Annotated in this window: 9 protein-coding genes; 2 read left to right on the top strand and 7 right to left on the bottom strand. The window is 69.4% G+C overall.

The window, feature by feature from the left end:
* Positions 1-38 precede the first annotated feature (38 nt).
* A complete protein-coding gene (locus RN51_RS00750) occupies positions 39-881 on the bottom strand; it encodes an alpha/beta fold hydrolase (protein WP_045262141.1) in 843 nt (280 codons plus the stop codon).
* A gap of 96 nt (positions 882-977) precedes the next feature.
* On the opposite strand from RN51_RS00750, the gene RN51_RS00745 reads away from it, so the two are divergent.
* Positions 978-1,544, top strand: a complete 567-nt coding sequence (locus RN51_RS00745) for a TetR/AcrR family transcriptional regulator (protein WP_045262140.1) — start codon at positions 978-980, stop codon at positions 1,542-1,544.
* 92 nt (positions 1,545-1,636) lie between these two features.
* Positions 1,637-2,461 carry a tryptophan-rich sensory protein gene (locus RN51_RS00740; RefSeq protein WP_045262139.1) on the top strand — a complete coding sequence of 275 codons (825 nt, stop codon included), beginning with the start codon at positions 1,637-1,639 and terminating at the stop codon, positions 2,459-2,461.
* Here the strand turns inward: RN51_RS00740 and RN51_RS00735 are convergent.
* The 6 genes from RN51_RS00735 to RN51_RS00710 are packed head-to-tail and all read right to left on the bottom strand — an operon-like array spanning position 2,443 to position 10,218.
* Entirely contained in the window at positions 2,443-3,114 is a 672-nt protein-coding gene (locus RN51_RS00735) for a response regulator (protein WP_045262138.1), read from the bottom strand. The genes RN51_RS00740 and RN51_RS00735 overlap by 19 nt on opposite strands.
* Positions 3,111-5,669: an ATP-binding protein gene (locus tag RN51_RS00730; protein WP_045262137.1), complete on the bottom strand. Its 2,559-nt coding sequence runs from the start codon at positions 5,667-5,669 to the stop codon at positions 3,111-3,113. Before RN51_RS00730 ends, RN51_RS00735 begins: the two co-directional genes overlap by 4 nt.
* Positions 5,666-6,268, bottom strand: a complete 603-nt coding sequence (gene kdpC / locus RN51_RS00725) for a potassium-transporting ATPase subunit KdpC (protein WP_045262136.1) — start codon at positions 6,266-6,268, stop codon at positions 5,666-5,668. The genes RN51_RS00730 and kdpC overlap by 4 nt, the downstream gene beginning before the upstream one ends.
* A 25-nt stretch (positions 6,269-6,293) precedes the next feature.
* Complete coding sequence (gene kdpB / locus RN51_RS00720; protein WP_045262135.1) at positions 6,294-8,447, bottom strand: potassium-transporting ATPase subunit KdpB; 2,154 nt, start codon at positions 8,445-8,447, stop codon at positions 6,294-6,296.
* 2 nt (positions 8,448-8,449) lie between these two features.
* Positions 8,450-10,129 (bottom strand): potassium-transporting ATPase subunit KdpA, encoded by a 1,680-nt coding sequence (gene kdpA, locus RN51_RS00715; protein ID WP_045262134.1) that lies wholly within the window; start codon positions 10,127-10,129, stop codon positions 8,450-8,452.
* Positions 10,129-10,218 carry a potassium-transporting ATPase subunit F gene (locus tag RN51_RS00710; RefSeq protein WP_017201862.1) on the bottom strand — a complete coding sequence of 30 codons (90 nt, stop codon included), beginning with the start codon at positions 10,216-10,218 and terminating at the stop codon, positions 10,129-10,131. The genes kdpA and RN51_RS00710 overlap by 1 nt, the downstream gene beginning before the upstream one ends.
* Positions 10,219-10,259 lie beyond the last annotated feature (41 nt).

Below are 10,259 nucleotides of genomic sequence, written 5' to 3'. Positions count from 1 at the left end.
GATGACCCCTGGGAGGGGAAGGGCTGGAGGGGGAGGGGTTACTTGGTGAGGAAGGTCTTCAGCGCGGCGTTGACCTCTTCGGCGTGGGTCCAGAGCAGGCCGTGCGGGGCGCCCTCGACCTCGACGTAGTCGGCGTCAGGAACCGCCTGGTGGAAGCGGCGCGCGGTGGCGTCGATGGGAAGGATGTTGTCCTTCGTGCCGTGCAGGATGAGCGTGGGCTTCGCGGCCGCTGCCACAGCCTCGACGTCTGCGCGGAAGTCCTCGATCCAGGCGGGCACGACGGCGTAGGCGGCCACGGGCGCGCTGCCGATCGCGACGTTCCAACTGCCGGTCACGGCCTCCTGGCTGATGCGGGAGCCGAGATTCTCGTCCAGGTTGTAGAAGTCGTTGTAGAACTGCGTGAACCACGCGAAGCGATCGCCCTTCGCGGCGGCCTCGATCCCGTCGAAGACATCCTGCGGCACACCTTCGGGGTTGTCGTCACGCTGCACGAGGAACGGCTCGAGCGAGGCGAGGAAGGCGAGCTTGGCGACGCGCTCGTGGCCGTAGCGGGAGACGTAGCGGGCGAGCTCTCCGGTGCCCATCGAGAAGCCCACGAGCACGACCTCGCGCAGGTCGAGGGTCTCGAGCACGGTGTTCAGGTCGGCGGCGAACGTGTCGTAGTCGTAGCCGGTGTTCACCTTGGAGGACTGGCCGAATCCGCGGCGGTCGTAGGTGATCACGCGGTAGCCCTGGGCGAGCAGCTCGCGGGTCTGGCGCTCCCAGCTGTGGCCGTCGAGCGGGTAGCCGTGGATGAGGATGACAGGCTGCCCGGAGCCCTGATCTTCGTAGTAGAGCTCGATCGGGGTGCTGTTCTCGTCTCCGACGGTGATGTAACCCATGATCCTGATCCTTTCGATTCCGGTGAGAACGGTCGTTCTCGCTCGATGTCCTCAATCTAGAGAACGTTCGTTCTCGTGTCAAGTAAACTTCTGGGTATGACCGAAGACGAGGCTCGCGAGCGCATCCTGTCCGCCGCGGAGGAGCTCTACTACCGCAAGGGCTACGCCGCTGTGGGCATGGACGAGCTGCGCTCGGCTGCCGGCGTGTCGCTCCGCCGTCTGTATGCCCTCTTCCCCGCCAAGAGCGACATCGTCGCGGCCGTGCTCTCGCGCAAGCATGTGGAGTGGGAGTCCGGCCTCTCGGGTGCGGTGGCCGATGCGGGGGATGATCCTCGTGCACGCATCCTGGCCGTCTACGGATACCTCGAGAACTGGTTCTGCGCCGACGACTTCCGCGGCTGCGCCTTCATCAACGCGTTCGGTGAACTCGGCGGCACCAATCCCGAGGTCGCGGAGATCGTGCGAGCGCACAAGGCGTCGTTCCAGGAGTACATGGCAGGCCTGGTCGCCGACACCGGCGCTCCGCCCGCGCTCGCTGCTCAACTGTCGATCCTCGCCGAAGGCGCACAGAGCACCGCGGCGATCTCGGCCGACCCGGCGGTGGCTGCGCAGGCGCGGGGCGCGGCCGAGGTGCTGATCGACGCCGCCTTCACCCGCGTCTGAGCTGTTCAGGATTTGGCTAACCTGGTTAGCGAAACAGTGCCCCTGTGTCAAGGCCGGTGCGACCGACGGGGCACAGCCGTAGCCTTCGGGGCATGGAATCACGCACGAAGGGCATTGGTCGTCAGGCGCTGATCATCGCGGCGGCGACGTTCATGGTGATCGCGGCCGCCGTCGGGGCCGGGGCGTTCGGAGGCGCGTCCGTCGACGAGCTGCAGGATGGGGCGCTCTCGGCTCAGGGCTCCTACCTCGCGCCGGCAGGCCCCGCATTCTCGATCTGGTCGCTGATCTACCTCGGGCTGATCGCGTACACGGTGTGGCAGGCGCTCCCCGCCCAGAGGCAGGACCCGCGTCAGCAGGCGGTAGGTGGATGGATCGCCGCATCGATGGTGCTGAACGGTCTGTGGTTGGTGACCGCGCGGTTCCTCACCCTCTGGCTCACGGTCGTCGTGATCGCGGCACTCCTGGCCGTCCTCGCGCGGGTGATCGTGCTGCTCGGCCGATTCCCCGCCCGGAGCTTCACCGATCGCATCCTCACGGACGGTGCGAACGGCCTGCACTTCGGCTGGGTCACCATCGCGACCGTGGCCAACACGGCGGCATGGTTCACGCAGATCGCCCCGGAGAGCTGGGCAGAGGCGGCGGATGCCTGGGCTGTCGCGGTGCTGGTCGTCGTCCTGGTCATCGGAGCGGCCGCCGCCTGGGTCACAGGGCGAATCGCTCCGGCGCTCGCAACGGCCTGGGGCCTGTCCTGGCTCGCAGTCGGTCGCCTCACGGGTGAGCCCGAGAGCATCCCGACCGCGATCGCCGCGATCATCGTGGCCGTGCTGCTCGTCCTCACCGGGGTCGCGGCAGCGTTCATCGGACGACGCCGCGCACAGCTCAGGAACGGCCCGGCTGCTCAGAGCACGAGACGGTAGCCCATACCCGCCTCGGTGAGCAGATGCACCGGGGCACCCGGCTCCTGCTCGAGCTTCTTGCGCAGCTGAGACATGTACAGGCGCAGGTATCCGGAGTCCGACACCTGTTCGCTGCCCCAGATCTCCTTCAGCAGGTCCTGTCGGGTGACGAGCGCTCCGGGGTGCCTGGACAGGTGCTCCAGCATGCGCCACTCGGTCGGCGTCAGGTGAACTCTCGTGCCGCCGCGGGTCACGGTCTTGGTCGCGAGGTCCACCACCACATCGCCGAAAGCGACGGTGGATTCGCCGCCCGCCGGAGCAGACCGTCGCGAGAGTGCCCGCAGGCGTGCCAGCAGCTCGTCCACCTGGAAGGGCTTGGTGACGAAGTCGTCGGCCCCGGCGTCGAGTGCCTCGACCTTGTCGGCGGACCCTGTGCGTCCTGACACCACGATGATGGGCACGTTGGTCCACCCGCGAAGTGCCTGGATCACCTCGATGCCGTCCAGTCGCGGCATGCCCAGATCGAGCATGATGAGATCGGGGTGCGTCTGCGCGGCTGCGGTGATCGCGGCGGCGCCGTCGGGGGCGACCACCACGTCGTACCCGTGGGCGGCGAGGGTGATCCGCAGGGCGCGGACCATCTGCGGATCGTCGTCGGCGATGAGGAGCTTCACTCCGTGCCTTCCATGTCGCGGGGCCCTGCGTCCAGAGGCAGGGAGATGACCATCGTGAGGCCGCCGCCGGGGGTGTCCTCGGGTGTCAGGGTACCGCCCATGCCCTCGGTGAATCCGCGTGAGAGGGCGAGGCCCAGACCGAGTCCCGTGGTGTTGTCGGTGTCTCCGAAGCGTTGGAACGGCTGGAAGATGCGGTCGCGTCGCTCGGGCGAGACGCCTTCCCCGCGGTCGATGATGCGGATCTCCGCGCGGTCGCCGAGGGTGCTGGTGGACACGATGACGCGCGAATCCTCGGGGGCGTGCCGGTGGGCGTTGGCGATCACGTTCACCAGCACACGCAGGAGCAGCACGGGGTCGGCGTGCAGCGGGGGAAGATCGGGGTCGAGGGCCAGCTCGACGTCCGACGGACCGAGGCCCAACTCGTCGACCGCAGCGAGCACGATGCCGGCAGCATCCATGCGGGACGAGGAGACCGCCAGCACTCCGGCCTGCACACGGCTCACGTCCAACAGATCCGTGACGAGCGTCGACAGCGTCGCCAGGCTCTCGTCGGCGGTGGCGAGCAGCTCTGCGCGGTCGGATTCGGACAGGCCGTGCGCGCCGCGAAGGCCGCCGATGGCGGCGACCGCGGAGGCGAGCGGGCGTCGCAGATCGTGGCTCACGGCCGAGAGCAGAGCGCTGCGCACCTGATCGGTCTCGGCCAGCGCCTCGGCCTCCCTGGCGGTGGCCCGCAGGTCGGTGTGCTCGATCGCGGCGGCGAGCTGGGCGACGATCGCATCCAGCAGCCGACGCTCGGGACCGGCGAGAGGCTCTCCGTTCAACTCCAGCACGGCGCGGGGACCGCCACCGGCGACGACGCCGACCGGGATGGTCGTCGCCCGCCCATCGGCCACGGGCTCGCCGTCGCTCGCGAGCACATCGCCGTCCGCCGCGAGCAGGCGCACACCGCTCAGACCGAACGCCTCTCGGGTGCGGCTGACCAGCGCGAGAACGGCGTTGTCGCCGCGCAGCACGTTCCCGGCGACCGCGGCGAGCAGCTCGGCCTCGGCGGCGGCGCGCTGGGCGGTGCGGGCGCGACGGGCGGCCTGGTCGACGATGATGCTGACCAGGATCGCGATGACCACGTAGAGCGCGAGGGCCAGCACGTGCAGCGGGTGCGCGATCGTGATCGTGAAGAGCGGGGCGACGAAGAGGAAGTCGAGGGTGATGCCGGACAGGACCGCGGCGAACACCGCGGGACGGATGCCGCCGATGAGGGCGACCACGACCACGAGCAGCTGATACGCGAGCACCTCGGCGGTGATCGATTCGGGGCTGCGATAGGTGTACATGATCCACGACAGGATCGGTCCGAACACGAGGGCGACGCCGAACCCGAGCAGCTGTCGCCGCCAGCCCAGCGCCCCGCCCTTGATGCGCGGGAGCACCATCCGTCCGCCCGCCGCGGCGTGGGTGACGATGTGCACGTCGATGTCGCCGGAGCGCCGGATGACCTCCGAGCCGATGCCTGGCCCGGTGAGCGCGGCGACCAGTCGGCTGCGTCTGCTGACACCGATCACGAGCTGAGTGGCGTCGGCGCCCTGTGCGAACTCGACCAGGGCGGCGGGGATGTCGTCGCCCACGACCTGGTGATAGGTGCCGCCGAGAGACTCCACGAGGGTGCGCTGTGCGGCGAGTGCTCCCGGCGTCTCGTCGCGCAGGCCGTCTTGCGCGGAGATGTGCACGGCGAGCAGTTCCCCTCCGGCGGAGCGTGCGGCGATCCTGGCTCCGCGCCGCAGCAGGGTCTCGCCCTCGGGGCCTCCGGTCAGGGCGACGACCACGCGCTCCCTGGCCTGCCACGTGCCCTCGATGCCCTGCTCGGCGCGGTAGCTGCGCAGCGCGCTGTCGACCTCGTCGGCGAGCCAGAGCAGGGCCAGCTCGCGCAGTGCGGTGAGGTTGCCCAGGCGGAAGTAGTTCGACAGCGCGGCATCGATCCGTTCGGCGGGATACACGAGTCCGGCCGACAGTCGATCGCGCAGGGTCTGCGGGGCCAGGTCGACGACCTCGATCTCGTCGGCGGCGCGGACCACTGCATCTGGGATGGTCTCCTGCTGCGCGATGCCGGTGATCTTCTCGACCACGGCGTTCAGCGACTCGATGTGCTGCACGTTGACCGTGGTCACCACGTCGATGCCGGCGTCGAGCAGCTCGTCCACGTCCTGCCAGCGCTTCGCGTTGCGGGACCCGGGGGCGTTCGTGTGCGCAAGTTCGTCCACGAGGGCGATCTCGGGGGCGCGCTCCAGCACGGCGTCGACGTCGAGCTCGGTGAGGGCGATCCCGCGGTGCAGGTCGACCCTCCGCGGCACCTCGGGGAGCCCCGCGGTCTGGGCCTGCGTCGCGGCGCGCTCGTGCGTCTCCACGATCGCGATCACGACATCGTGGTCCTCGTCGAGCATCCGCCGTCCCTCGGCGAGCATCTCGTACGTCTTGCCGACGCCGGGGGCGGCTCCGAGCAGGACTCGAAGCCGCCCCCGGCGCTGGTGGCCCTGGGGTCGACGGAGAGGCGCTGCGGTCATTCGCCCTCCCGGTCATCGAGCGCGAGGTTGAGTTCGGCGACGTTGATGCGCTCATCGCCGAGGAATCCCAGATCCCGCCCTTGAATCCTAGACTCCACGAGGTCGCGCACCACCTGCTCTGACAGCCCGCGGGCCTCCGCCACACGCGGCACCTGCAGCAGCGCATAGGCGACGCTGATGTGCGGATCGAGGCCCGACCCCGAGGCGGTGACCGCGTCGGCCGGTACCTCGGACGGGTCGACGCCCTCGCGCTCGGCGATCGCGGCCTTGCGTTCGGTGATCGTGGCGACCAGGTCGGCGTTCTCGGGGCCGAGGTTGCTGCCGCTGGACGCAGCGCCGTCGTACCCGTCGCCCGCGGCGGAGGGGCGGGATTGGAAGTACTGCGGAAGTGCCTGGCCGTCCGCGTCGGTGAAGGACTGGCCGATCAACGCGCTGCCCTTGTCGCCGGGAAGGGGCGAGCCGTTCGCCTGCCAGGGGAGCAGCAGCTGGCCGACGCCGGTGACCAGGAGGGTGTAGCCGACGCCGAGCAGGAGCGTGAGCACGAGCATCGCGCGGACGGCGACACCGGTGGTGCGGAGGGTGGTGCGAGTGGATGACATGTCTGGATTCCGTTTCAGAGCCGGGTCAGAAGCCCGGGATGAGGCTGATCACGAGGTCGATGAGCTTGATGCCGATGAACGGGGCGATCACGCCGCCGAGGCCGTAGATCAGCAGGTTGCGCTGCAGGATCTGCGAGGCGCTCGCCGGGCGGTACCTCACTCCGCGCAGGGCCAGCGGGATCAGGAACACGATCACGATCGCGTTGAAGATGATCGCGCTGGTGACAGCGGATGCCGGCGAGTGCAGCTGCATGATGTTGAGGGCTGCGAGTCCGGGGAAGACTCCCATGAACATGGCCGGGATGATCGCGAAGTACTTGGCGATGTCGTTCGCGAGCGAGAACGTGGTGAGCGCTCCGCGCGTGATGAGCAGCTGCTTGCCGATGCGCACGATGTCGATGAGCTTGGTGGGGTCGGAATCGAGGTCGACCATGTTGCCGGCCTCTTTCGCTGCCGAGGTGCCCGTGTTCATCGCCACGCCGACGTCGGCCTGCGCGAGAGCCGGAGCATCGTTCGTGCCGTCGCCCGTCATCGCGACCAGGCGTCCACCCTGCTGCTCGTGCCGGATGAGCTCGAGCTTGTCCTCGGGGGTCGCCTCGGCGAGGAAGTCGTCGACGCCGGCCTCGGCGGCGATCGCCTTCGCCGTGAGCGGGTTGTCGCCCGTGATCATGACGGTGCGGATGCCCATCGCCCGCAACTCGTCGAAGCGCTCGCGCAGGCCGTCCTTCACGATGTCCTTGAGGTGCACGATACCGAGGATGCGAGCGTCCGCCGCCGGGCCCTTCACCGCCACGACGAGAGGAGTGCCGCCGCTCTGGGCCACGGCGTCCGTGCGGCTCGTGAGCTCGTGGTCGTCGCCGTCGAATCCGAGCCATGCACGGACAGCGGAGCCGGCGCCCTTGCGGATCTGCGTGCCGTCGGCGAGGTCGAGCCCGGACATGCGGGTCTGCGCCGTGAACGGAACGACCACCGCGCCATCGGGGGCGGTTACCCGGATGCCCTGCGCGGCAGCGAGCTCGACGATCGAAGCCCCCTCCGGTGTGGGGTCGGCGAGGGAGGAGAGCGCCGCGACGCGCAGCAGCTCGTCCGCATCGACACCCGGGAGGGGCAGCACCTCGTGCGCGCGGCGGTTGCCGTACGTGATGGTGCCCGTCTTGTCGAGCAGCAGGGTGGTGACGTCTCCCGCCGCCTCGACCGCACGACCTGACATGGCGAGCACGTTGCGCTGCACGAGCCGGTCCATGCCGGCGATGCCGATGGCCGAGAGCAGCGCCCCGATGGTGGTCGGGATCAGGCAGACGAGCAGGGCGATGAGCACCGGGATGCTGACGGGGGATGCGGCGTAGGAGGCGATCGGGTTCAGGGCCAGCACCACGACCACGAAGATGATCGACAGGCTCGCGAGCAGGATGTTGAGGGCGATCTCGTTGGGGGTGCGCTGGCGGCTCGCTCCCTCGACCAGGGCGATCATCCGGTCGACGAACGTCTCGCCCGGTTTGGAGGTGATGCGCACCACGATGCGGTCCGACAGCACGCGGGTGCCGCCGGTGACGGCGCTGCGGTCGCCACCGGACTCGCGGATCACCGGCGCACTCTCACCCGTGATGGCCGACTCGTCGACGGTGGCGATGCCCGAGACGATGTCGCCGTCGCCGGGGACCAGCTCGCCCGCCGTGACGATCACGACGTCGTCGCGCTGCAGCTCGGCCGACGAGACCTCAGCGGTCGCGGTGTGCTCGGCCGCCGCATCCGCGGTGCTGTCGTAGCCGACCACGCGACGGGCCATCGTGCTCGTGCGGGTCTTGCGCAGGCTCGCGGCCTGCGCCTTGCCACGGCCCTCGGCGACGGACTCGGCGACGTTCGCGAACAGCACTGTCAGCCACAGCCAGATCGCGATTCCCCAGGTGAAGGGGGCGGGGACCGGGGTGCCGCCCGACTCGGCTGGGCCGCCCAGGAACGGCTCGGCGATGGCGAGCACGGTCGTGAAGGCCGCGCCGACCCAGACCAGCAGCATGACGGGATTGCGGACCAGCGCCGTCGGGTTGAGCTTGCGCAGGGCGCCGGGGAGCGCCTGCACGAGCTGCGACCAGCCGAAGGAGCGCGGCGGTCGGGCAGGGGCGGATGCCGCAGCATCCTGTTGTTCGGAGGGCGATTCCGAGGGGGTGGTGATGAGGGTCATGGTCAGACGAGTCCTTCAGCGAGGGGGCCCAGTGCGAGCACGGGGAAGTAGGTGAGCGCGGTGACGATGACCGTCACGGCGAGGAGCAGGCCGACGAACTGCGGCCGGTGCGTCGGCAGGGTGCCGGAAGTGGCGGGGATGCGCTCCTGTGCCGCGAACGAGCCGGCCAGGGCCAGCACCAGCACGATCGGCAGGAACCGGCCGAGCAGCATCGCGATACCGAGGGCGGTGTTGAACCACGGGGTGTTGGCGGTGAGCCCGGCGAACGCGGAGCCGTTGTTGTTCGACGCCGAGGTGAAGGCGTAGAGCACCTCGCTCATGCCGTGCACGCCGGGGTTCAGGATGCTGGTGGACTCCACGTCCTCCCTGATGCCGGGGACCGCGAAGCTCATCGCCGTTCCGATCAGCACCAGGGTCGGCGTCACCAGGATGTACAGGCTCGCGAGCTTGATCTCGCGCGGCCCGATCCTCTTGCCGAGATACTCCGGGGTGCGTCCGACGAGCAGCCCGCCGACGAACACCGCGATGATCGCGAGCACGAGCATGCCGTACAGCCCCGAGCCCACGCCTCCTGGCGCGACCTCGCCGAGCATCATGTTCAGCATCGGCATCATGCCGCCGAGCGCCGTGTAGGAGTCGTGCATCGAGTTGACGGCACCCGTCGAGGTGAGGGTGCTCGCGCTGCCGAACAGCGTCGAACCGAGGATGCCGAAGCGCACCTCCTTGCCCTCCATCGCGGCTCCTGCGAGTTCCGGAGCCGTTCCGCGGCCGGCGAGCTCGAGCGCCGAGAGGGCGAAGGTCGAGACGAGGAAGATCGTGCCCATCACGGCAGCGATCGCGTAGCCCTGACGGTGATCGCCGACCATACGGCCGAATGTGCGGGGCAGTGCGAACGGGATCACGAGGATCAACAGCACCTGCAGCAGGTTCGTGAAGCCGGTCGGGTTCTCGAACGGGTGCGCGGAGTTGGCGTTGAAGAATCCGCCGCCGTTGGTGCCGAGCAGCTTGATGGCCTCCTGCGAGGCGACCGGACCTCCGGGGATCGTCTGCGTACCGCCAGACACCGTGGTGACATCGGTGAAGCAGGCGAAGTTCTGGATCACGCCGCCCGCGAGCAGGGCCACGGCGCCGATCAGGGCGATCGGGAGGAGGATGCGGCCGAGCCCGCGGATCAGGTCGACCCAGAAGTTGCCGATGGTGGTCGAGCCCCGACGGGCGAGGCCTCGGATGAGGGCGATCGCGATGGTGAGGCCGACCGCCGCGGAGACGAAGTTCTGCACCGTGAGACCCGCGAGCTGCACGGTGTAGCCCATGGTCTGCTCGGGGGAGTACGACTGCCAGTTGGTGTTCGCCACGAACGAGGCGGCGGTGTTGAAGGACAGTCCTTCCGGCACGGCCGGGAGCCCGAGCGACTGGGGGAGGAAGGCCTGGAGTCGCTGGAGACCGTAGACCAGGAGCACCCCGACCACGGAGAAGGCCAGCACGCTGCGGGCATACGCGCGCCACGTCTGCTCCGACGAGGAGTCGACCCCGATCAGCCGGTAGACACCGCGCTCGACCCGCAGGTCACGTGCCGAGGTGTAGACGTGGGCCATGTAGTCGCCGAGGGGGCGGTAGAGGAGCACGAGCACGACCACGACGGCCGCGAGCTGCAGGATGCCGAACCAGATCGTCGCGTCCATCAGAACCTCTCCGGCGCGACGAGCGCGACCACGAGGTAGACGACGGCGGCGACCGCGAGGGCGGCGGCGAGGATCTCGAAGACGATCACAGCCGCTCCACCCCCTTGGCCACCAGGGAGACGAGGGCGAA

The sequence above is a fragment of the Microbacterium oxydans genome (assembly GCF_000956405.1).
GTDB lineage: Bacteria > Actinomycetota > Actinomycetes > Actinomycetales > Microbacteriaceae > Microbacterium > Microbacterium oxydans_C.
Note: the sequence above shows the minus strand (reverse complement) of the source record. Positions and strands in the feature narration are given on the sequence as shown.

Bases quoted from the DNA above. Each gene is read 5' to 3' on its own strand.
- RN51_RS00750 (WP_045262141.1), bottom strand. From the start codon at position 881: ATGGGTTACATCACCGTCGGAGACGAGAACAGCACCCCGATCGAGCTC.
- kdpC (WP_045262136.1), bottom strand. From the start codon at position 6,268: ATGTCATCCACTCGCACCACCCTCCGCACCACCGGTGTCGCCGTCCGC.
- kdpB (WP_045262135.1), bottom strand. From the start codon at position 8,447: ATGACCCTCATCACCACCCCCTCGGAATCGCCCTCCGAACAACAGGAT.
- RN51_RS00730 (WP_045262137.1), bottom strand. From the start codon at position 5,669: ATGACCGCAGCGCCTCTCCGTCGACCCCAGGGCCACCAGCGCCGGGGG.
- kdpA (WP_045262134.1), bottom strand. From the start codon at position 10,129: ATGGACGCGACGATCTGGTTCGGCATCCTGCAGCTCGCGGCCGTCGTG.
- RN51_RS00745 (WP_045262140.1), top strand. From the start codon at position 978: ATGACCGAAGACGAGGCTCGCGAGCGCATCCTGTCCGCCGCGGAGGAG.
- RN51_RS00740 (WP_045262139.1), top strand. From the start codon at position 1,637: ATGGAATCACGCACGAAGGGCATTGGTCGTCAGGCGCTGATCATCGCG.